The 19903-nt window shown below is 73.5% G+C and carries 20 protein-coding genes; 10 read left to right on the forward strand and 10 right to left on the reverse strand.

The features are described 5' to 3' along the window. Positions 1-894, forward strand: coding sequence for an ABC transporter ATP-binding protein (locus tag GA0074704_RS13245; RefSeq protein ID WP_088973655.1), 894 nt, complete (start codon positions 1-3; stop codon positions 892-894). Continuing rightward, positions 894-1838 (forward strand): ABC transporter substrate-binding protein, encoded by a 945-nt coding sequence (locus GA0074704_RS13250; RefSeq protein ID WP_088970790.1) that lies wholly within the window; start codon positions 894-896, stop codon positions 1836-1838. Before GA0074704_RS13245 ends, GA0074704_RS13250 begins: the two co-directional genes overlap by 1 nt. A gap of 163 nt (positions 1839-2001) precedes the next feature. On the opposite strand, the gene GA0074704_RS13255 is transcribed toward GA0074704_RS13250, so the two are convergent. The 5 genes from GA0074704_RS13255 to trmB all read right to left on the reverse strand — a co-directional run bounded on the left by GA0074704_RS13255 (position 2002) and on the right by trmB (position 8307). Continuing rightward, on the reverse strand, positions 2002-2937 hold the full coding sequence (locus tag GA0074704_RS13255; RefSeq protein ID WP_088970791.1) for an endonuclease domain-containing protein: 936 nt from the start codon (positions 2935-2937) through the stop codon (positions 2002-2004). A gap of 233 nt (positions 2938-3170) precedes the next feature. Next, entirely contained in the window at positions 3171-3815 is a 645-nt protein-coding gene (locus GA0074704_RS13260; protein WP_088970792.1) for a hypothetical protein, read from the reverse strand. Between the two features lie 126 nt (positions 3816-3941). Beyond that, positions 3942-4784, reverse strand: a complete 843-nt coding sequence (locus GA0074704_RS13265) for an FkbM family methyltransferase (RefSeq protein ID WP_088970793.1) — start codon at positions 4782-4784, stop codon at positions 3942-3944. Between the two features lie 143 nt (positions 4785-4927). Continuing rightward, positions 4928-7441: a DEAD/DEAH box helicase gene (locus GA0074704_RS13270; RefSeq protein WP_088970794.1), complete on the reverse strand. Its 2514-nt coding sequence runs from the start codon at positions 7439-7441 to the stop codon at positions 4928-4930. 134 nt (positions 7442-7575) lie between these two features. Further along, entirely contained in the window at positions 7576-8307 is a 732-nt protein-coding gene (gene trmB / locus GA0074704_RS13275; protein ID WP_088970795.1) for a tRNA (guanosine(46)-N7)-methyltransferase TrmB, read from the reverse strand. A gap of 129 nt (positions 8308-8436) precedes the next feature. Here trmB and GA0074704_RS13280 point away from each other — a divergent pair, with 129 nt between their 5' ends. Together GA0074704_RS13280 and GA0074704_RS29420 are read left to right on the forward strand one after the other, a co-directional pair. Then, positions 8437-9054 carry a hypothetical protein gene (locus GA0074704_RS13280; protein WP_088970796.1) on the forward strand — a complete coding sequence of 206 codons (618 nt, stop codon included), beginning with the start codon at positions 8437-8439 and terminating at the stop codon, positions 9052-9054. A 1040-nt stretch (positions 9055-10094) separates the two neighbouring features. Then, the gene (locus GA0074704_RS29420) at positions 10095-10697 is read left to right on the forward strand and encodes a class F sortase (protein ID WP_377470941.1); all 603 of its coding nucleotides are present in this window, start codon (positions 10095-10097) and stop codon (positions 10695-10697) included. 92 nt (positions 10698-10789) lie between these two features. On the opposite strand, the gene GA0074704_RS13290 is transcribed toward GA0074704_RS29420, so the two are convergent. From GA0074704_RS13290 to GA0074704_RS13300, 3 genes are all read right to left on the reverse strand, one after another. Then, positions 10790-11110 carry an antibiotic biosynthesis monooxygenase family protein gene (locus GA0074704_RS13290; protein WP_088970797.1) on the reverse strand — a complete coding sequence of 107 codons (321 nt, stop codon included), beginning with the start codon at positions 11108-11110 and terminating at the stop codon, positions 10790-10792. A 38-nt stretch (positions 11111-11148) separates the two neighbouring features. Next, positions 11149-11946 carry an exodeoxyribonuclease III gene (locus tag GA0074704_RS13295; protein ID WP_088970798.1) on the reverse strand — a complete coding sequence of 266 codons (798 nt, stop codon included), beginning with the start codon at positions 11944-11946 and terminating at the stop codon, positions 11149-11151. An 85-nt stretch (positions 11947-12031) separates the two neighbouring features. After that, entirely contained in the window at positions 12032-12952 is a 921-nt protein-coding gene (locus GA0074704_RS13300; protein ID WP_088970799.1) for a proteasome assembly chaperone family protein, read from the reverse strand. Between the two features lie 419 nt (positions 12953-13371). On the opposite strand from GA0074704_RS13300, the gene GA0074704_RS13305 reads away from it, so the two are divergent. From GA0074704_RS13305 to GA0074704_RS13310, 3 genes are all read left to right on the forward strand, one after another. Next, positions 13372-14352: a peptidase M23 gene (locus tag GA0074704_RS13305; protein WP_088970800.1), complete on the forward strand. Its 981-nt coding sequence runs from the start codon at positions 13372-13374 to the stop codon at positions 14350-14352. Between the two features lie 86 nt (positions 14353-14438). After that, positions 14439-14588, forward strand: a complete 150-nt coding sequence (locus GA0074704_RS29050; protein WP_172880539.1) for a hypothetical protein — start codon at positions 14439-14441, stop codon at positions 14586-14588. A 37-nt stretch (positions 14589-14625) separates the two neighbouring features. Beyond that, positions 14626-15411: a hypothetical protein gene (locus tag GA0074704_RS13310; RefSeq protein ID WP_377470807.1), complete on the forward strand. Its 786-nt coding sequence runs from the start codon at positions 14626-14628 to the stop codon at positions 15409-15411. 39 nt (positions 15412-15450) lie between these two features. Here GA0074704_RS13310 and GA0074704_RS13315 read toward each other — a convergent pair whose 3' ends face one another. Then, positions 15451-16299 (reverse strand): GDSL-type esterase/lipase family protein, encoded by an 849-nt coding sequence (locus tag GA0074704_RS13315; protein ID WP_088970801.1) that lies wholly within the window; start codon positions 16297-16299, stop codon positions 15451-15453. Positions 16300-16392: 93 nt separating this feature from the next. Then, entirely contained in the window at positions 16393-16998 is a 606-nt protein-coding gene (locus GA0074704_RS13320; RefSeq protein WP_088970802.1) for an antibiotic biosynthesis monooxygenase, read from the reverse strand. A gap of 154 nt (positions 16999-17152) precedes the next feature. Between GA0074704_RS13320 and GA0074704_RS13325 the strand changes: the two genes are divergently transcribed. The 3 genes from GA0074704_RS13325 (at position 17153) to GA0074704_RS13335 (ending at position 19888) form a co-directional block, all read left to right on the forward strand. Then, positions 17153-17416, forward strand: a complete 264-nt coding sequence (locus tag GA0074704_RS13325) for a DUF6343 family protein (protein WP_088970803.1) — start codon at positions 17153-17155, stop codon at positions 17414-17416. Positions 17417-17431: 15 nt separating this feature from the next. Continuing rightward, entirely contained in the window at positions 17432-18844 is a 1413-nt protein-coding gene (locus GA0074704_RS13330) for an NADP-dependent succinic semialdehyde dehydrogenase (RefSeq protein ID WP_088970804.1), read from the forward strand. A 78-nt stretch (positions 18845-18922) separates the two neighbouring features. Further along, a complete protein-coding gene (locus GA0074704_RS13335) occupies positions 18923-19888 on the forward strand; it encodes a TIGR03885 family FMN-dependent LLM class oxidoreductase (RefSeq protein WP_088970805.1) in 966 nt (321 codons plus the stop codon). The last annotated feature ends 15 nt before the right edge of the window (positions 19889-19903 follow it).

Consider the following 19903-nt stretch of genomic DNA (forward strand, 5'->3'; position numbering starts at 1 on the left):
ATGCTGTCCACCCGCGACCTGGTCGCCGGCTACGACGAGCGGACCGTGCTCGACGGGCTCGACCTCGACCTGCCCACCGACGCGTTCACCGTGATCGTCGGAGCGAACGCCTGCGGCAAGTCCACCCTGCTGCGCACCATGGCCCGGCTGCTCACGCCCTGCCGGGGCGCCGTGCTGCTCGATGGTGCCGCCATCCGGGACCTGCCCACCCGGGACGTGGCCCGGCGGCTCGGCGTGCTGCCGCAGAACCCACTGGTGCCCGAGGGGATCACCGTCGCCGACCTGGTCGGCCGCGGCCGGCAGCCCCACCAGCGGTGGTGGCGACAGTGGTCCGCCGAGGACGGCCGGGCGGTGGACACCGCGATGGCCATGGCCGACGTGGCCGGGCTCGCCGACCGCCCGGTCGACACCCTCTCCGGCGGGCAACGCCAGCGGGTCTGGATCGCCATGGCGCTCGCCCAGGACACCGAGGCGCTGCTGCTGGACGAGCCGACCACCTTCCTCGACCTGGCTCACCAGGTGGAGGTGCTGGACCTGCTGCGCAGCCTCCGGGCCGAACGGGGCCGCACCGTGGTGGCCGTGCTGCACGACCTCAACCAGGCCGCCCGGTACGCCGACCACCTCGTCGCGATGCGCGCCGGCCGGGTGGTCGCCGCCGGACCGCCCCGCGAGATCCTCACCGCCGGCCTGGTCCGGGAGGTCTTCGGGCTCGACTGCGTGGTGGTGCCCTGCCCGGTCAGCGGCGCCCCCCTGGTGGTCCCCGCCCTCACCCAGACCCCGGCCGCCACCGCCCCGGCGACCCCTTCCACCAGCTCCCCGGCCGCCCCGGCGGTCCGTTCCACAAGCGACGACGCGGAACCGCCGCGCGTCGGCACGTACCCGAAAGGACTCTGATGCGTCGACTCGCCGCCGCCCTCACCGCGGCCCTGTTCCTCGGCGTCGGCCTCACCGCCTGCGGTGAGAGCGACCCGGTCGCCGGCACCGCCACAGGCGAGACCCGGGAGATCACCCACGCCATGGGCACCACCCGGGTGCCGGCCGCCCCGAAGCGGGTCGTGGTGCTCGACACCGACAAGATCGACACCGCGCTCTCGCTCGGCGTCACCCCGGTCGGCGCGGCCACCGCCGGCGAGGCGCGCAGCTGGCCCACCTACCTCGGCGAGGAGAAGCTCGCCGCCATCAAGGAGGTCGGGGTGCTCACCGAACCCGACCTGGAGGCGATCAACGCGCTGAAGCCCGACCTCATCCTCGGCAGCAGGTTCCGCCAGGAAAAGTTCTACGACGAGCTCGCCGCCATCGCCCCGACCGTCTTCACCGAGAAGGTCGGCGTCACCTGGAAGGAGAACTTCCTCCTCGACGGCCAGGCCCTCGGCCGGCAGCAGCAGGCTCGCGACCTGCTCACCGCGTACGAGCAGCGGGCGAAGGAGTTCGGCGCGTCGCTGGGCGACGCCGCCGCCCGCCAGATCTCCATCGTGCGGTTCATCCCCGGCAACATCCGGGTGTACGGCCCCGACTCGTTCTCCGGCATCGTCATCGGCGACACCGGGCTCGGCCGCCCCCAGCGGCAGCTCCTCGACGGCAAGGAGGACCGCCGCTTCGACCTGGTCAGCCCCGAGCGGATCAACGAGGTCGACGGCGACGTCATCTTCGTCACCGCGTACGGCGAGAAGGCGGCCGGTGAGCAGGCGAAGGTCACCGGCGGCAGCCTCTGGCAGCGGCTCTCCGCGGTCCGGGCGGGCAAGGCGCACCCGGTCTCCGACGAGGTCTGGATGACCGGCATCGGCGTCGGCGCCGCCAACAAGATCCTCGACGACCTGGCAAAGCACCTGACGCCCTGACCCCGCTCTTCGCCCGCCCCGCCCGCGCGGCCCGCGCGGCCCCGCCCAAGATCGCGCTTGATCCAGGAAGTAGTGGCCTCCTTCCGCGCCGGAGGCCACTGTTTCCATGTTCGAGCGCGATCTTGTGGGCGAAGCGGGATCCCGCCGGCGGGGCGACGGGGTGTCACGTCCGGCCTCGGTGACCTCTGGCCCGGAGGGCGGCGCGGACCTCGGCGAGGAAGCCTTCGAAGTCCTCCCGGAGACGTTTGCCAGTCACATGCAGCACGATCCAGTCGCCGCCGATCAGTTGGTTGAGGCGGCGGCGGTCCCGGTGGAACTGCTCGGCATCGTCGTGCCACAGCCCGTCGTACTCGACGGCGACCTTGAACTCCGGCCAGGCCAGGTCGAGCCTGGCGACGAAGCGGGTCCCGTCGGCCACGACCCACTGGGTCTGCGGCCGGGGCAGCCCAGCCAGCACCAGACGGGCCCGCGTGCGCGACTCCTGGGGGGACTCGGCCCCCGCGTCGGCGAGGTCGACGGCACGTAACAGGGACCGCCAGCCCCGCCGTCCGGCCCGGGCGAGCGCGTACTCCCGCAGCGCCGGGATCCCGACCAGTCGACGGGCCAGCAGCCCGTCGAGGATGACGACCGCCTCCACCACATCCAACCAACCGGACACGTCCCAGCACGTACGCGGAACTGTGGTGACCAGCAGCCCGTCCTGGTCGCAGACATCGTCCGGATCAACCTCCGCCCGATGGACCCGCAGCCCAGAGGCCGGGCCCCGCCGCGCGCCGACTCTGGTCCCCCTGGTTGTCGGAGCGAGGAGCTCCGGCTCCCCGCCGGTGGCGCTTAGTGCGTCGCGCGACGGCTGATCCGACCCGCAGACGGTGGGCACCAGGACGTCCACCGGTTCCCGCGGCTCGACCTTGCCGACCCGGTAGAGAGCCGCGGCGGAGCGACCGGCGACAGCGGTGCCGGGAGGCACGAGCCAACGGGTGACCGCCCGGCAGCGATCGCGGTGTGAGACCGGCAGTAGTGCGTCGGCGTAGACGTCCCGGAACAGGTTGCGCCAGGCCGTGCTGCGTAGATCGTTGCGGGTCAGCAGACCCTGGGACACGGCAACCGATCCGCGGAAGATCCGGCCGCGCAGTTGGGGAGGTCGTCGGGGCGCCTTCGGCATGCGGGCCACGCTGCCAAATTCGCTCGCCTGGAGTCGACCCCTGTGGACAACCCTGCAAGATCGCGCTTCAACATGGAAGTAGTGGCCTCCCTGGCGGCGGGAAGCCACTACTTCATGGATCGAGCACGATCTTGCGGAGCGGAGCGGGGCGGGGCGGGGCGGTTTGGTGGTCAGGCGGCGGTGGACCAGATGGCGCGGAAGGCGGCCGCCTCGCCGGCCAACCACTGCTCCACCTGGTCGGGCTTGACCGCCTCCGGCATGCGGTGGGCCTCGCCCCGGCGGACGTCGACCAGGACCGGCTCCGCGTGCGGGAGCACCGCGTCCATGTGTCGGGCCATCAGGTGCAGGGTGGCCAGGGCGGCCTCCTCGCTCGGCGGCGCCTCGTCGAAGTGCAGCCGGATCGCCTCGGCGCGGCCGTCGGCGTACCGGACGCCGAAGTGGGGGTTGATCTTCACTGGCAGGTCACCGAGCATCGCCAGGGCGTCGCGGGTCTGCGCCAGGTCGACCCCGGCCGGGTCGCCGAGCGAGCGGAGCCAGCTGGTGGCCCCGGGCACGAGGGCCTGGTAGAGCGGCTTCCAGCGGGGCTTGACCAGGTCGGGCACCTGCTCGAGGTGGGTGCCGCCGGTGTGGAAGGCGACGTCGGCCTTCAGCGCCTTGACGAACTGGCCGTGCGGGTTGAAGCCGTGGCGGCTGGCGCGCTGCTTGCGCAGGCCGCCGACGAAGGTGGCCTTGGTCGGCCCGGTGCGGTCGACGTACCGGGTGAAGCCGAGGAGCGTGGCGTAGGGGGTGAGCGGGGCGGAGGCGGGCGCGGTCACGGGCGTCCTCCCAGTTCAGGAGCGCTATTAGTACATACATTCTAATAGACGGGGCTGACATCGCCCAGGGCACAAAAAGGGCCGCCCGGACATCCTGGGCGGCCCTTTTTCGAGTCTGATGGATCGTTACGACCGCAGACCGACCTGTGGCGTGCGTGACGCATAGACGTAGTACGGCACCCAGGGGCGACCGTCGACGGGCCGGGTTCGAATGGTGAAGCCAGCACCGCGTAACAGCTCGACCACTCCCTTGAAGGTGCGCTGCCACTCCCGTCCTGGCTGGTCGGCCAGAAAGTCGTGGCAGGAGACCGCCAGGTGGCGCACCGCGCTCAGGGCCTCCACCGACCCGCGAAGCGCCGGCAGTTCCGCCCCCTCGATGTTCATCTTGAGCAGGTCGACACGACGCAGGTCGTACGCGGACATGACCTCCGCGAGGGTGCGACCGCGGACCGGCACACCCGCCGACGCGTCGGTGGTCAATCCGTTGACCACGTGTCCCTGGTCGTCGTCATTCTCCAGGTGGACCGTTCCCGGGGTGTCCACGATCGCGCACTCCACCGGGGTCACGTTGGTCAGCCGGTTGAGGGCGACGGTACGACGCAGGCAGTCGAACGTGCGCGGATGCGCTTCGATCGCGACGACCCGGCCATGCTCCCCGACCAGTCGGGAGAAGAGACGGACCTCGCCGCCGATGCCGGCCCCGACGTCGAGGACGGTGTCGCCCGGCTGTGGCCGGTAGGCGTGGAGGAAGAAGTCCTCAGCCTCTCGATCCTGCCGGTCCGGCGTGAGCGGCGTGAGGAAGGTGTTCACCAGGGTGCCGGTCGGATGCCGGTGGATCCAGGCGCCATCGTCGTATCGCACACGGCAGGGGATTCCGCGCGCGGAGTAGTAGGCACCGCCGATCCGCGCCGTCAGGCGCGGACCGACCCGCCTGGTCAACAGGTCCACCATCTGCCGTTTGCCAGCCATACCCTCTCCTCGCTCGACGGGCACGCCGGCGCCCGCCGAGCTCCGGAAGTGTCGTCCCCGCTATTGGAGAAACGACAGGGACCACCCGACCGTGACGCGAGAAGCAGGCCAATTCGGACACCTGTAACAGGCGTCGACCGAGGTCAGAGCTGGCCGACGTCGGTGATCCGGACGACCGCCACCCCGGCCTCGTCGGAGGCGGCCAGGTCGACCTCGGCGCTGATGCCCCAGTCGTGGTCGTCCTCCGGGTCGTCCAGGATCTGCCGCACGGTCCACTTCTCGCGGCCCTGTTCGATCATCAGCAGCGCCGGCCCGCGCGCGTCCGGTCCCACCCCGATCAAGTCGTACGCCTCGAAGTACGGCTCCAGCGCGTCCGCCCAGGCGTCGGCGTCCCATCCGTTCGCCGCGTCCAGCTCGCCGAGCAGGTCCCAGCGGCGCAGGGCGGCCAGCTCGACCCGGCGGAACAGCGCGTTGCGCACCAGCACCCGGAACGCGCGGGCGTTGCGGGTGACCGCCGGCACCTTCTCCTCCAGGGAGGCGTGGGCCTGGGCGGCGTCGGCGACGTCGGAGGGGTTGCGCAGCCGCTCCCACTCGTCGATCAGGCTGGAGTCGACCTGGCGGACCAGCTCGCCCAGCCACTCGATGAGGTCGACCAGCTCCTCGGTCTTGGCGTCCTCGGGGACGGTCTGCCGCAGCGTCTTGTACGCGTCGGCGAGGTAGCGCAGCACCAGCCCCTCGGAGCGGGTCAGGCCGTAGAACTGGACGTACTCCCCGAAGGTCATGGCCCGCTCGTACATATCCCGGACGACCGACTTGGGGGAGAGCTCGTGGTCGGCCACCCAGGGGTGCCCCCGGCGGTACATCTCGTACGCCCCGTCCAGCAGCTCCGCGAGCGGCTTGGGCCAGGTCACCTCGTCGAGCAGCTCGATCCGGGCCTCGTACTCGATGCCCTCGGCCTTCATCGCGGCGACCGCCTCGCCGCGGGCCTTGAACTGCTGCGCCGACAGGATCTGCCGCGGGTTGTCGAGGATCGACTCGATCACGCTGAGCACGTCGAGGGCGTACGACGGGGACTCGACGTCGAGCAGCTCGATGGCGGCCAGCGCGAGCGGGGAGAGCGGCTGGTTGAGCGCGAAGTCGAGCTGGAGGTCGACGGTGAGCCGGACCCGGCGGCCGGTCTCGTCCGGCTCGGCCAGCTCCTCGACCACCCCGCCAGCGCGCAGCGCCCGGTAGATGGCGATGGCCCGGCGGATGTGCCGGCGCTGGGCGGTAGCGTCCTCGTGGTTGTCGGTGAGCAGGTGCCGCATCGCGGTGAACGCGTCGCCGGGGCGGCCGATCACGTTGAGCAGCATCGAGTGGCTGACCTGGAAGCTGGAGGTCAACGGCTCGGGCTCGGCGTCGACCAGCCGCTGGAAGGTCGGCTCGCCCCAGCCGATGGAGCCCTCCGGCGGCTTCTTCTTGACCACCTTGCGGCGCTTCTTCGGGTCGTCGCCGGCCTTGGCGAGGGCCTTCTCGTTCTCGATGACGTGCTCGGGGGCCTGCACGACGACCCGGCCGATGGTGTCGAAGCCGGCCCGCCCGGCCCGGCCGGCGATCTGGTGGAACTCGCGGGCCTTGAGCAGCCGGGTACGCACCCCGTCGTACTTCGACAGGCCGGTGAAGAGCACCGTGCGGATCGGCACGTTGATGCCGACGCCGAGGGTGTCCGTACCGCAGATGACCTTGAGCAGGCCAGCCTGGGCCAGGGTCTCCACCAGCCGGCGGTACTTGGGCAGCATGCCGGCGTGGTGCACGCCGATGCCGTGCCGGACCAGCCGGGACAGCGTCTTGCCGAAGCCGGAGGTGAACCGGAAGTTCCCGATCGCACTCGCGATCATGTCCTTCTCGGCCCGGCTGCACACGTTGACGCTCATCAGCGCCTGGGCGCGTTCCAGCGCGGCGGCCTGGGTGAAGTGCACGACGTACACCGGGGCCTGCTTGGTCTCCAGCAGCTCCTCGAGCGTCTCGTGCAGCGGCGTGGTCGCGTACGAGAAGATCAGCGGGACCGGCCGCTCGGCCGAGCGGACGACGGCGGTGGGCCGGCCGGTACGCCGGGTCAGGTCGTCGACGAAGCGGGTGGTGTCGCCGAGGGTGGCGGACATCAGCACGAACTGCGCCTGCGGCAGCTCGATGATCGGCGCCTGCCACGCCCAGCCCCGGTCGGGCTCGGCGTAGAAGTGGAACTCGTCCATGATCACCTGGCCGACGTCGGCCCGGGCGCCTTCGCGCAGCGCCAGGTTCGCCAGGATCTCGGCCGTGCAGCAGATGATCGGGGCGTCGGCGTTGACGCTGGCGTCGCCGGTCAGCATGCCGACGTTCTCCGCGCCGAAGACCTCGCAGAGGGCGAAGAACTTCTCCGACACCAGTGCCTTGATCGGCGCGGTGTAGAAGGTGGTGCGGTCGTCGGCCAGCGCCGCGAAGTGCGCCGCGATCGCCACCAGGCTCTTGCCCGAGCCGGTCGGCGTATTCATGATCACGTTCGCGCCGGAGACGATCTCGATGACCGCCTCCTCCTGGTGGGGATAGAGGTCGAGGCCGCGCTCGGACGCCCAGGTGGCGAACGCGTCGTAGAGGGTGTCGGGGTCGGCGGTCTTCGGCAGCGCGGCGGTGAGAGTCATGGCGGCTCCCATCGTGCCCGGATCACGGCCCCTCGCGCCAACCGGGTCCGCCACGACGCCCGCCGGGCGCCCGCGTCGTCCCGCCTGTCCGGCTCCGCGCCCGCGCCGGCCCCGGCCGGGGTACGCCCCGCGGGTCAGCCCCGGGCCGCGTCGACCCGCCGGTGGACCAGGTCGAAGACCGGCCGGCCGGCGGTCAGCGCCCGCCGCTCGAACTTGGTGACCGGCCGGTGCGCCGGGCGGGGAGCGTACCCGCCGTGCACGTCGACCAGCTCCGGGTCGGCGGTGAGCGTCTCGCGCATCGACTCGGCGTACTGCGCCCAGTCGGTGGCGCAGTGCAGGGTGCCGCCCGGGACCAGCCGGGAGCGCAGTAGCGCCACGTGCTCCGGCTGGATGATCCGCCGCTTGTGGTGCTTCGACTTCGGCCACGGATCGGGGAAGAAGACGTGCACCGCGTCCAGCGAGCCCTCCGGCAGCGCCCGGACCAGGTCCAGCGCGTCGCCCTGCGCCAGCCGGACGTTGGCCAGCCCCTGCCGCTGCACCAGGTCCAGCAGGTTGGCGATTCCGGGCGTGTGCACCTCGACCGCCAGATAGTCTCGGCCCGGGTCGGCGGCGGCCATCACCGCCGTCGCGTCACCCATCCCGGAGCCGATCTCCAGCACCACCGGGGCCCGACGGCCGAAGAGCGCGGCCGGATCGAACGGCCCGGTCAACTCCTCGGTGATGTCGAAGCCGTAGGTGGGCCAGAGCCGGTCCAACGCGTCGGTCTGCCGGCCGCTCATCCGGCCGCGGCGCGGGTGGAAGGTGCGGATGCGGGACGCGGGGCCCGGCGGGCGCGCGGCAACGGGGTTCGGGTCGGTGGAGGTCACAGCGAACCGAGCGTACGCGACGGCTCCGCCGGAACGGATGTGGTGGGCGGCCGGGGGTGAGAGGATTCATCCCGTACGGCAGGACGGGCGGTCCGCTGCGCGGTACGGCCCACGGCGCCGGGAGGGGTCATGAGGTCAGTCACGCGGCTCGGCGCGGCGGTCGCGGTCGCCGCGATGGCCGGCGCCCTGTCGGCGGCCACCCCGGCGAACGCCCGCGCGCTGCCGGCCCGGGCCGAACCGGCCCCCGTCGAGGAGACCCCGTCCTCCGGCGACATCATCTTCATCGAGGTGACCCCGGCGACCGTGGAGGCGGGTTACCTGGTCGGCATCCGGGCGAGCTGCCGGGAGAACTCGGTGCCCGCGATCGCGGTGTCGGACGCCTTCGGCCGGGTCCAGGTGCAGCCGCAGCGGGGTCTGCTCACCGCCTCCCCGATGGTGCACGAACGCACCCGGCCAGGGAACTACCGGGTCAAGCTGGAGTGCCGGGGCGGCGAGACGGCCTCGACCATGCTCCAGGTGGTCAAGTCGGTACGCCCGACCGCGTCGCCGACCCGTCAGCCCACGAGGCCGCCCACTCACCCGCCCACTCACCAACCCAGCCGGGGCCCGGCGACCGGCTTCGGCGGCACCGCCGACTCCGGAGGGCTGGGCGGGCTGCTCGTTCCCGGTGGGTTGGCGCTCACCGTCGCCGGGGTGGCCGTGGGGCTGACCGCCCGGCGCCGGCCTCGCGGCATCGTCCGGCGCTGAGGCCCGCCGTGGCGTCGCCCACCGCCCCGCCACCGGCCCGCGGCCGGCGTCCCTCCCCGTTCCCGGTCGCCGACCCGCCGCCCGAGCCCGCCCCACCGGCCGTCGGGGCACCCGGCTCCGCGGCGGATCCGCCGGCCGCCGTCGCATCGCCCGCCGCCGCATCGCCCGCCGCCGCATCGCCCGCCGCCACGCCGCCCGCCGCCACGCCGCCCGCCCTGGCCGGCGACGCATCGCCCCGCCCGGCCGCCGCCGGGCCGGCCGGGCACCGGGTCGCCGGGCGACCCATGGGCCGGGTGTACGGGTCACGAGCCCGACGGCCGGCGCGCCCGGACGGGCGGCAGCGCGGGTCGGTGACCGGCGCGGAGCCCGGGCCGGAGATACCCGACACCGAGGCGCCGGCCCCGATCTGGGAGCCCGACCCGTCCGGGTCGCAGTTTCGCCACCCGGAGCCGTCAGCGGCGATCTGGGAGCCGGAGCCGTCACCGCGGGCCTCGTCGCCGAGCCCTGCCGAGCAGGCCGGGACGATCGCCGGTTCTCGCCCTGAGCAGGCCGGGACGATCGCCGGTTCTCGCCCTGAGCAGGCCGGGACGATCGCCGGTTCTCGCCCTGAGCGGGCCGGGACGGCCGCCGGTTCTCGCCCCGACCGGGCCGGGGTCGGACCTCGCCCCGACCGGGCGGAAGCACCGACGTCCGACGGCCCACCATCGGCCCGGGCGGCGGGTCCGGCCGGCGGCGCCTGGTGGCCGGTGGATCAGCCGCCCCCGCCCGGCGACCTGCGATCCCGCCCACCGGGCGCCAGTCGGGGCCAGCTGTCCCGGGCCGCCCGCTGGGTAGGGGCGTGGCAACCGGTCTCGTCGCCGCCGGCCGCCCGTCCGTCTCCCGCCCGGCGGGCCTCCGTGGTCCGCCCGGTGGTCGGCCGGGACCTGGTCGCCCCCGAGCGGGCCGCCCGGCCCGCCGACGCCCCACCGCCGGTCCCGCCGACGACGGGCGCCGGCTCCCGCCCGGACCGGGGTAGGGGCCGCCGCCCATGGTCCGGGCCGCTGGCGATCGTCCTGGTGTTGTTCGGCATCTTCGCCACCGGGGCGGGGCTGGGGCGTACCGCCGGCCCGTTCGACCGGTTGACCGGCGGCGGGACGGCCGAACGGGCTCCGGTCGCGGCGCCAGAGCCGGCCCGCTTGCCGGTCAGCCGCCCGATCCGGCTCAGTGTGCCGGCGATCAAGGTGGCGGCGCCGGTCTCCGCGGTCGGCCAGGCCCCCGACGGGACCATCGCGGTGCCGCCGCTGAGCCGGCACAACGAGACCGGCTGGTACGACCGCGGCCCGACCCCCGGCGAGCCCGGTCCGGCGGTGATCGTCGGTCACGTGGACACCAAGACCGGTCCGTCCGTCTTCTACGACCTGCGCAAGCTGAAGCCGGGGGACCGGATCGAGGTGACCCGGGCCGATCGCAGCGTGGTGGTCTTCAAGGTCGACTCGGTCGAGTACTTCGACAAGGACAACCTCCCAGCCGACCGGGTGTACGGCGACCAGGGGCCGCCCGGCCTGCGTCTGATCACCTGCGGCGGCGACTGGGTCGGTGGGCACACCGGCTACGCCGACAACGTGATCGCCTTCGCCTCGCTGGTCGAGACCCGCCGCCCCTGACCGTCGCCGTCCGGCCCGCGCGTCGCCGTCCGACCGCCGGCACGGCTCGACGACCCGTAGGTCCGGCCGGCGCGGCGCCCGCCGGTGGAGCGTCAGCCCTTGCCGGTCACCTGCTGGACCACCTCGAACTCCAGCAGCGTCGCGCCGGAGGCCACCGGTCGCCGCTGCTCGCCACCCTCGCCGCCGGCGTGCGCCGCCCGGGACGGCCCGGCCGCCCACGCCTGGTACGCCTCCTCCGTCTCCCAGCGGGTGTAGACGAAGTAGCGGGTTTCACCGGCCACCGGGCGCAGCAGTTCGAAGCCGAGGAAGCCGGGGGAGTTCTCCACCGCGCCGGCCCGGGCCGCGAACCGTCGTTCCAGCTCCTCGCCGGCGCCGGACGGGACGTCGATCGCGTTGATCTTCACGACTGCCATCCGCCCACCCTAGCCGGCACGGCCCGGTGCGCAGCGGCTCACAGCGGTTCGACGGCGGGCACCAGGTCGGCGTCGACCACGATCGGGGCGTGGTCGGAGGGGCCCTTGCCCTTGCGGGCCTCCCGGTCCACGTAGGCCGCGCGGACCGTGCGGGCGAACGGGGCGGAGGCGTACACCAGGTCGATCCGCATGCCCTTGTTCTGGTGGAACATGCCGGCCCGGTAGTCCCAGTAGGTGTAGGGGTGCGGACCCTTCATCGGCGTCGGCACCACGTCGTCCAGGCCGAGGTCGCGCAGGGCGGCCAGGGCGGCCCGCTCGGCGGGGGTGACGTGGGTGGAGTGCCGGAACAGCGCCGGGTCCCACACGTCGGCGTCGGTGGGGGCGACGTTGAAGTCGCCGCAGACCGCCACCGGCAGGCCACCGGCGAGTTCCGGTTCCAGCGCGTCCCGCAGGCCCGCGAACCAGGCCAGCTTGTACGCGTAGTGCGGGTCGTCGGGGGAGCGGCCGTTGGGCACGTACACCGACCAGACCCGCAGCCCGTCGCAGGTGGCGGAGATGGCGCGGGCCTCCGGCTCGGGGAACCCGGGCTCGCCGGGGAACCCGACGGTCACGTCGGCCAGCCCGACCCGGGACAGGATGGCCACCCCGTTCCACCGGCCGTCGCTGTGGCTGGCCACCGTGTAGCCCAGCTCGCCCACCTCGGCGACCGGGAACGCCCCGTCGGGGCACTTGGTCTCCTGGAGGCAGACGACGTCCGGGGCGGTGCCGGCGAGCCAGTCCAGCAGCCGGGGCAGTCGGGCCTTCACCGAGTTGACGTTCCAGGTCGCCAGGCGCATGGGTCCAGCCTGCCGCATCGGCGGCCCGCCCGCCGCCCGGCACGACGGAGGGTCCCCCCGACGCCGGGGGGACCCTCCGCGACGATCAGCTGCCCGGCGCGTCGTTGGGGCGGCTCTGCTCGGCCAGGAAGCGTTCCAGCTCGGCGCCGAGCTCGTCGGCGGTGGGCAGCGGCCCGTTCTCGGCGGCCAGCAGGTTCTTCTCGCCGCGCCCGCGGGCGAACGCGTCGTACTGCTCCTCCAGCGCCTGGACCAGGGCGGCGGCGTCGTCGGTCTGGGCGACCTGGCGGTCGATCTCGACCCGGACCACCTCGGCGGCGGCCCGCAGGCCGTCGTGCGGCAGCAGCAGGCCGGTGCTGCGCGACACCGAGCTGAGCAGCACCTCGGCGGCGGCCGGGTACTCGGCCTGGGCCACGTAGTGCGGCACGTGGGCGGCGAAGCCGAGCGCGTCGCGGCCCTGCTGGCCGAGCCGGTACTCCAGCAGGTGGCCGATGCTGCCGGGCACCTGTACCCGCTGCAGCCACGGCTCGTAGCCGGCGATCAGCTCCGGGCGGGTGGCGTGCGCGGTGAGCCCGGTGGGCCGGGTGTGCGGCACGGCCATCGGGATCGAGTTGAGCCCGACGGTGAGCCGGACGTCGAGGCGGGCGGTGAGCCCGGCCACGGCGGCGGCGAACCGCTCCCACTGGAGGTCCGGCTCGGGGCCGGTGAGCAGCAGGAAGGGCGTCTCGTCGTCGTCGTGCAACAGGTGCAGTGTGAGTTCGGGGGCGTCGTAGTGCTCCCAGTGGTCCTCGACGAAGGTCATCACCGGGCGCCGGGAGCGGTAGTCGAAGAGCTGGTCGACGTCGAAGGTGGCGATGGGGCGCGCCTCCAGCGAGGTGAGCAACTGCTCGCGCGCCAGCCGGGTGGCGTTGCCCGCGTCGACGAAGCCGGTCAGGGCCTGGATGAGCACGGGTTGGCCGAGGTCGGGCAGGTCGTCGGTGAGCTGGTAGAGCTCGTGTGGGTCGAGCACCGGTAGGGACCTCCTGGGAAACGCGCGTACGGGCGCCGCGCGGGAACGGCACCCGGTTCGGGGAACCACCCGCAATCCTGATCCATTCCATCAGGCGCCGATCACCGGCCGTCGGGCCGTCCCACCGGGCCGCCGACCACGTGGCCGGAGCCGTGGATGGCGAGACATCCACCGTACGGGCCGACAGGTGGTCAGCCGTACGACCGATGCGGGTGATCTTGACCGGTCGAGTGCCGGCGAGCGTGCTTCCTGCCTGCGCCGCCCCTCGGCGGGGCGGTTGACCGGTTGGCCCGACCCGGGCGGTTTGGCAGGTTGTGCGGGCGTAAGTGGCGGTCTGCCGAGCTTGCGGGGTCTTGTTTGTGTTCAGCGCCACGTGATCACCCACCGTGATCATGCGGATCTCCGCCTAGCCTCGTCGAATGCGTGACGACGGCACCCTCGACGACCAGTACGCCCCCGAAGGCACGACTGGCCGTTCGGACGACATCCCCTCGTCCGATCGGACCGGCGCTTCCCGTGACCCCCGCCAGGGCCGGATCCTCGGCCGCCTGCTCCCCCGTACCCGTTCCGCCCAGCGGACTAACCCCGCCGGCGCCACCGGGCGCCCCGTGCGCGCCCGGGTGGCCGTGGCCACCGGCCTGGTCTGCTGCCTCGGCGCCGCTGCCGGCGTCACCCAGTTCGGTGGTGGCCTGACCGACCAGGTCGGCCGGACCGTCGGGCTCGCCGAGCAGGCCGAGCGGGCCGCCGCCGAGCCGGCCTCCCGCGGACTGGAGCGGGCCGCCGTGGCCGCCCCGCCCTCGCCCCGGCCCTCCGCGACCGCCACCTCGACCCCGGACCCGGACGTCTCCCCGACGCCGACCAAGAAGCCCACCGCCACCAAGAAGCCCACCGCCACCAAGAAGCCGAAGCCCAAGGTCAAGCCGAAGCCCCGGCCGAAGCCGGTCCTGGTCGACGCCGCCCCGGTCGCCGGTCTCGACGAGACGCAGATGGACAACGCCAAGGCGATCGTGCGCGCCGCCAAGAAGATGGGCGTGCCGCGGCAGGCGATGGTGATCGCGGTGGCCACCGCCATGCAGGAGAGCACCCTGCTCAACTACGCCAGCGGCGTGCTGCCCGAGTCGCAGGACTACCCGCACCAGGCGATCGGCTGGGACCACGACTCGGTCGGGCTGTTCCAGCAGCGGCCGAGCAGCGGCTGGGGCACCGTCGAGCAGCTGATGGACCCCGAGTTCGCCACCCAGGCGTTCCTCGCCGTGCTGCTCCAGGTCCCCGGCTGGCAGGACATGCCGGTCACCGTGGCCGCGCAGATCGTCCAGGTCTCGGCCTTCCCCGACGCGTACGCGCAGTGGGAGTGGGCGGCCACCGAGGTGGTCGACGCGATCTACCCGCGTCGGAACTGACCGGGGCCCGCATCTGGCCACTGTGGACGCTTGAGCGTTGTCTCCGCGGGGTACACATGATGAGGAGCAACCCACAGGAGGTCGACATGTCAGCACTGGTGCGACGGATCAGCACGTTCCTGCGCTCGCCCCGCGGGCAGCAGCTGGTCGAGCGCGGCCGGCGGGAGATGGCCAAGCCGGAGAACCAGGCCCGGCTGCGGCAGCTCGCCACCCGGCTGTCTTCTCGCCGCCGCTGACCACGGCGCAGCCGTCCCTCGACCTCCGGGAGCATCCGTGACCGACTCCGCGTCCGTCGAACCGCCCACCGGCCGGGACGCCGCGCCGACCGACCCCGTCGTGCCGCCCGCTGCCGGCCCGGCGCCGGCCGACGGCACGGACGCGCCCGACGCCCCACCGGCCCGGCTCTGGGACCGGATGCGGGACGACCCGCAGTACGCCCCGGAGCACCTCGCCCTGGAGGCGGTACGCCGGCTCGGGCCGGAAGCCGCCCGCTGGGCGCGACGGGCCCGGGCCGACCGGCCCGGTGTCTCCGCCGAGGAGTTGGCCGAGCAGGCCGTCCGCCGGTTCGTCAACCACGCCCGGTTCTCCGGCGCGGTTTCCGGCGCCGCGGGGCTGCCCGGCGCCGTGATCGACGTGGGGGTGCTGGCCTGGACCCAGGCCCGGATGGTGCTGCACGTCGCCGCCGCGTACGGGGTGGATCCCGAGCACCCGGACCGGGCCACCGACCTGCTGGTGCTGCAGAAGGTGCACAAGGTCGCCGAGAGTGCCCGGCTCGCCCTCGGGGTGGCCGCCGGGCGGGAGCGCGCCGGAGCGCTCTTCGGCGCCGGCGGGCAGGGCCCGCTGGGTCGGGCCATGCTGCGGCTGGGCGTACGCCTGGCGCAGATGGCCGGGGTGCGCGCCGCCAAGCGGGTCGCCGCCAAGGTCATCCCCGGGGCAGCCATCGTCCTGGGCACCTGGGCCAACTCGTCGGCCACCACCGACCTGGCCGCCCGCGCCCGCACCCTCTACCGGGCCGGGGCGCCGCCCGTGCCGACACCGCGTGACGGTACGTCGGCATAGCCGCGGCAGCGGCCGGTCGGCCCGGCCGGCGGCGGCCGGTCAGTCGGCCCAGCCGGCGGAGCGCCAGGTCGCCTCGGCGAGCCGGCGCTGGCCGGTGGCGTTGGGGTGGAACCAGTCCAGCTTGTTGACCAGGTCCAGGGAGAACCGCACCCGGTGCACGGCCCCGCCGTCGTGCCGGCAGCGTGACCCGTACGCCCGGCAGGCCGCCCGCAGCTGCGCGTCGTAGTCGTCGATCCGCTGCCGGAAGGTGGCCCGGCGGGCGACCGCCGCGGGCGCGGTCGAGGTGGGGTCGGCCAACAGGGCCGGGCAGACGCCGTACCGCCAGGCGCGCACGGCCCGGTCGTCGGTGTGCCCGACCTGCCAGAGCCGGTAGAGGTCGGGGATGCTGACCACCAGCACCCGCGCCTTGGGTCGGCCCTTGCGCAGCACCCGCAGCGCCCGGTCGACCTGGTCGCGGAAGGTGGCCACCGGGGTCATCTGGTCGATGCCGCCCCGGCAGGCGTCGTTGGCCCCGATCAGCACGGTCACGTAGTCGGCGCGGTCGCGGACCGCCGCCTCGGCCTGCCCGGTGAGCGCGGTGGCCCGGGCCCCGGGCGCGGAGCGGTTGTGGGCCCGGCCGCGCAGCGCCGGATCGATCTCCAGCAGTCGCTGGTAGTGGCTGTCTATCCGCAGGCCGTCCCCGGTGGACCAGGAGTTGCGCTGGCACGAGGTGAGCACCACGCAGGAGCCGAAGCCGGCGGTGATCGAGTCACCCAGCGCCGACATGCTGACGGGCAGGCCCGGCCGGCCGGGGTCGCGGGACGGGCGGGGAGACGCCTGACCGCCCTCGCAGGCGAGGGCGACGAGCGCCGCGAGGCAGGCGACGGCGGCGACCCAGCGACGTGGCATGGTCCACCCCAGTTCGGTGCGGAGAGCAACGGCGGGGTAACCCTATGCGGTCGATCGACGGCTGTCGAGAGGTTGCCCGGTGGACGGGTGGGATCAGCGGCGGGCGGCCCGCCACGGCGCCGGCTGGCCGTGCAGCCACCAGTGCAGGGCCCGGGTGATCCGGGGCAGCACCAGGTAGGTCATCAGCGGCGTCAGGCAGAGGGTCATCAGCAGGGTCCGGGCGGCCAGCGGCACGTCGGGGATGAACCGGGCGGTCAGCAGGGTGGCGGTCAGGCTCAGCGGGAAGAAGGCCAGCCAGATCGTCACCGCCTGCTTCCACCGGGGCGGGGCCGGCGGCACCGCCGGCTCGGCCGCGAGGGTCTCGACGACGTGGTCGACCGGGGCGTCGAACCAGCCCTCGATGCCGGTACGCCGCTCCACCCGGGTGTGCTCGACGATGCCCTGCGCGGAGGTCAGCCACCAGGTGCGCTGGGGCGACTCCTCCCAGCGGCGCAGCGTCTCGTCGTCGGCGAAGCGGTAGAGCATGTGCCACTCGGGCGAGCCCGGGGCGCTCTGCACCCAGCCCACGCCCAGGAAGCCGGGGAAGCCCTCGGCCAGCGCGCTGCCGGCCCGCATCCACGCGATCATCTCGTGGCTGCGGGCGGGATCGGCGCGTCGGGCGATCGCGACGGTCACCGGCATCGTCTGGGTCATGGTCATGCCCTCATCCTTCCGGTCGGCGTCGGTTCGGGCCCGGTCACGGCGCAGGGTTGTAACGCAACGCACCGGGCGGCTCATCCCGGGCGGTGGCGGGGATCACCGGCTCGGGGCGGCGCACCGGTTAGGGCGGCACCAGCGGGGGTAGCCCGATGCAATGACGAGATCCCAGCCCCGGCGCGCCCGCGGGACGGTCGGGCACGCGTACAGCGCGCTGAACCTGCGCCTGGCGCTGGCGGCGTTCGGTCTGGTCACCATGACCCTCTTCGCCGTGCTGGCGTTCCGGGCGCACGTGGTGTGGCTCGGCGTGGTCTGCGCGCTGTTCGCCCTGGTCGCCGTGGTCGACCTGGTCGTCGTGCAGCGCCGCCGCGCCGCCCGGCACCGCGAGCAGCCGGGCGCGCGGCACTCACTGTTCGAGTGACAGGAGTACGACACGATGCCCATCGCCACCACCAACCCCGCCACCGGACAGGTGCTCAAGACGTACGACCCGATGTCGGACGAACAGGTCGACGCCGCCATCGAGCGGGCGCACCTCGCGTTCCGGCAGTTGCACGACACGACGTACGCGCAGCGGGCGCAGTGGCTCAACGCCGCCGCCGACCTGCTCGACGCCGAGCGGGACGCCACCGCCCGGCTGATGACCACCGAGATGGGCAAGACATACGCGGCCGCGAAGGCCGAGGTCACCAAATGCGCCACCGCCTGCCGCTTCTACGCCGCCAACGCGGAGAAGATGCTGGCCGACGAACCGGCCGACGCGGGCGCGGTGAAGGCGACCCGGGCGTTCGTCCGCTACCAGCCGATCGGGCCGGTGCTCGCGGTGATGCCGTGGAACTTCCCGCTCTGGCAGGTGATGCGGTTCGCCGCGCCGGCCCTGATGGCCGGCAACACCGGCCTGCTCAAGCACGCCTCCAACGTGCCGCAGACCGCGCTCTACCTGGAGGACGTGTTCCGCCGGGCCGGCTTCCCGGAGGGCGCGTTCGGCACCCTGTTGGTCGGCTCGGACGCGGTGGAGCGGATCCTCGCCGACCCCCGGGTCCGCGCGGCCACCCTCACCGGCAGCGAGGCCGCCGGCCGGTCGATCGCCCAGATCGCCGGCCGGGAGCTGAAGAAGACGGTGCTGGAACTGGGCGGCAGCGACCCGTTCGTGGTGATGCCCTCGGCCGACCTGGACAAGGCCGCCGAGGTGGCCACCACCGCCCGCTGCCAGAACAACGGCCAGTCCTGCATCGCCGCGAAGCGGTTCATCGTGCACACCGATGTCTTCGACGCGTTCGCCGAGAAGTTCGCCGCCCGGATGTCCGCGCTGCGGGTCGGCGACCCGATGGACGAGAACACCGACGTCGGGCCGCTGGCCAGCGAGCGGGGCCGCGACGAGATCCACGACCAGGTGAGCGACGCGGTCGACAACGGCGCGACGGTGCTCTGCGGCGGCGAGAAGCCCGACGGCGACGGCTGGTTCTATCCGCCGACCGTGGTCACCGACCTGAAGCCCGAGATGCGGATGTGGTCCGAGGAGGTCTTCGGCCCGGTCGCCGGCCTCTACCGGGCGAACTCCTACTCCGAAGCCATCGAGATCGCCAACGGCACCTCCTTCGGGCTGGGTTCCAACGCCTGGACCACCGACCCGGCCGAGCAGGAGCGCTTCGCCACCGACCTGGACGCCGGCAACGTCTTCATCAACGGGATGACCACGTCCTATCCGGAGCTGCCGTTCGGCGGGGTGAAGAACTCCGGCTACGGCCGGGAACTGTCCGCGGTGGGCATGCGGGAGTTCTGCAACACCAAGACGGTCTGGATCGGCGAGGGCGAGGCCGTCGCCGGCGCCGGCGCGCACTCCGAGTAGCCCTCCGTCGTCAGCAGGCTCCCGGTTCGCGCCGGGGGCCTGCTTACGTTGCGGGCGGGTTGGGTAGGAGGTGCGGCCATGACGGTGTTCGGCTTCCACGCTTCCCACGAGCAGATCCACCCGACCAAGCTGCTGGAGGCGGTGATCCACGCCGAACGGGCGGGCTTCGGGGCCGCCATGTCCTCGGACCACTTCTCACCCTGGAGCGCGCGGCAGGGCCAGTCGGCCTTCGCCTGGTCGTGGCTGGGCGCGGCGCTGCAGGCCACCAACCTCTCCTTCGGCGTGGTCAACGCCCCCGGCCAGCGGTACCACCCGGCGATCATCGCCCAGGCCATCGGCACCCTCGGCGCCATGTACCCGGGCCGGTTCTGGGCCGCGCTGGGCAGCGGCGAGGCGAGCAACGAGCACATCACCGGCGACGGCTGGCCGCGCAAGGAGCTGCGCAACGCGCGGCTGCGCGAGAGCGTCGACGTGATCCGGGCGCTGCTCGCCGGCGAGGAGGTCAGCCACGACGGCCTGGTCCGGGTGGACCGCGCCAAGCTCTGGACCCGCCCCGAGCAGCCGCCCGCCCTGATCGGCGCGGCGGTCAGCGTCGAGACCGCCCGGTGGGTCGCCGACTGGGCCGACGGCCTGATCACCGTCAACGCGCCGATCGAGCACCTGCGGCAGATGATCGACGCCTACCGGGAGGCCGGCGGGCGGGGGCCGCTGCACCTCCAGGTGCACGTCAGCTGGGCGCCCGACCAGGACCAGGCCGAGGCCATCGCGTACGACCAGTGGCGCAGCAACGTCTTCCCGCCGCCGGTCTGCTGGGACCTGGACACCGCCGAGCACTTCGACGCGGTCAGCGAGCAGGTGCCGATGGAGAAGGTCTCCTCGACCGTGAACGTCTCCGCCGACCTGGGCCGGCACGTCGGCTGGCTGGAGGAGTACGTCGAGCTAGGCTTCGACCAGATCGCGCTGCACCACGTCGGGCAGGAGCAGCGGGCGTTCATCGACGCCTTCGGCGCCGAGGTGCTGCCGAAACTGCGGACCGCCGGCTGATCGGGAGGAACCCGG

The sequence above is a fragment of the Micromonospora siamensis genome, assembly GCF_900090305.1.
Lineage (GTDB): Bacteria > Actinomycetota > Actinomycetes > Mycobacteriales > Micromonosporaceae > Micromonospora > Micromonospora siamensis.

What these genes read in the sequence shown, in the direction of transcription:
- GA0074704_RS13325 (WP_088970803.1), top strand. Translation starts at nt 17,153, where the DNA reads ATGACGAGATCCCAGCCCCGGCGCGCCCGCGGGACGGTCGGGCACGCG.
- GA0074704_RS13280 (WP_088970796.1), top strand. Translation starts at nt 8,437, where the DNA reads ATGAGGTCAGTCACGCGGCTCGGCGCGGCGGTCGCGGTCGCCGCGATG.
- GA0074704_RS13270 (WP_088970794.1), bottom strand. Translation starts at nt 7,441, where the DNA reads ATGACTCTCACCGCCGCGCTGCCGAAGACCGCCGACCCCGACACCCTC.
- GA0074704_RS13290 (WP_088970797.1), bottom strand. Translation starts at nt 11,110, where the DNA reads ATGGCAGTCGTGAAGATCAACGCGATCGACGTCCCGTCCGGCGCCGGC.
- GA0074704_RS13330 (WP_088970804.1), top strand. Translation starts at nt 17,432, where the DNA reads ATGCCCATCGCCACCACCAACCCCGCCACCGGACAGGTGCTCAAGACG.
- GA0074704_RS29050 (WP_172880539.1), top strand. Translation starts at nt 14,439, where the DNA reads ATGTCAGCACTGGTGCGACGGATCAGCACGTTCCTGCGCTCGCCCCGC.
- GA0074704_RS13320 (WP_088970802.1), bottom strand. Translation starts at nt 16,998, where the DNA reads ATGACCATGACCCAGACGATGCCGGTGACCGTCGCGATCGCCCGACGC.
- GA0074704_RS13315 (WP_088970801.1), bottom strand. Translation starts at nt 16,299, where the DNA reads ATGCCACGTCGCTGGGTCGCCGCCGTCGCCTGCCTCGCGGCGCTCGTC.
- GA0074704_RS13245 (WP_088973655.1), top strand. Translation starts at nt 1, where the DNA reads ATGCTGTCCACCCGCGACCTGGTCGCCGGCTACGACGAGCGGACCGTG.
- GA0074704_RS13335 (WP_088970805.1), top strand. Translation starts at nt 18,923, where the DNA reads ATGACGGTGTTCGGCTTCCACGCTTCCCACGAGCAGATCCACCCGACC.
- GA0074704_RS13250 (WP_088970790.1), top strand. Translation starts at nt 894, where the DNA reads ATGCGTCGACTCGCCGCCGCCCTCACCGCGGCCCTGTTCCTCGGCGTC.
- GA0074704_RS13295 (WP_088970798.1), bottom strand. Translation starts at nt 11,946, where the DNA reads ATGCGCCTGGCGACCTGGAACGTCAACTCGGTGAAGGCCCGACTGCCC.
- GA0074704_RS13305 (WP_088970800.1), top strand. Translation starts at nt 13,372, where the DNA reads ATGCGTGACGACGGCACCCTCGACGACCAGTACGCCCCCGAAGGCACG.
- GA0074704_RS13265 (WP_088970793.1), bottom strand. Translation starts at nt 4,784, where the DNA reads ATGGCTGGCAAACGGCAGATGGTGGACCTGTTGACCAGGCGGGTCGGT.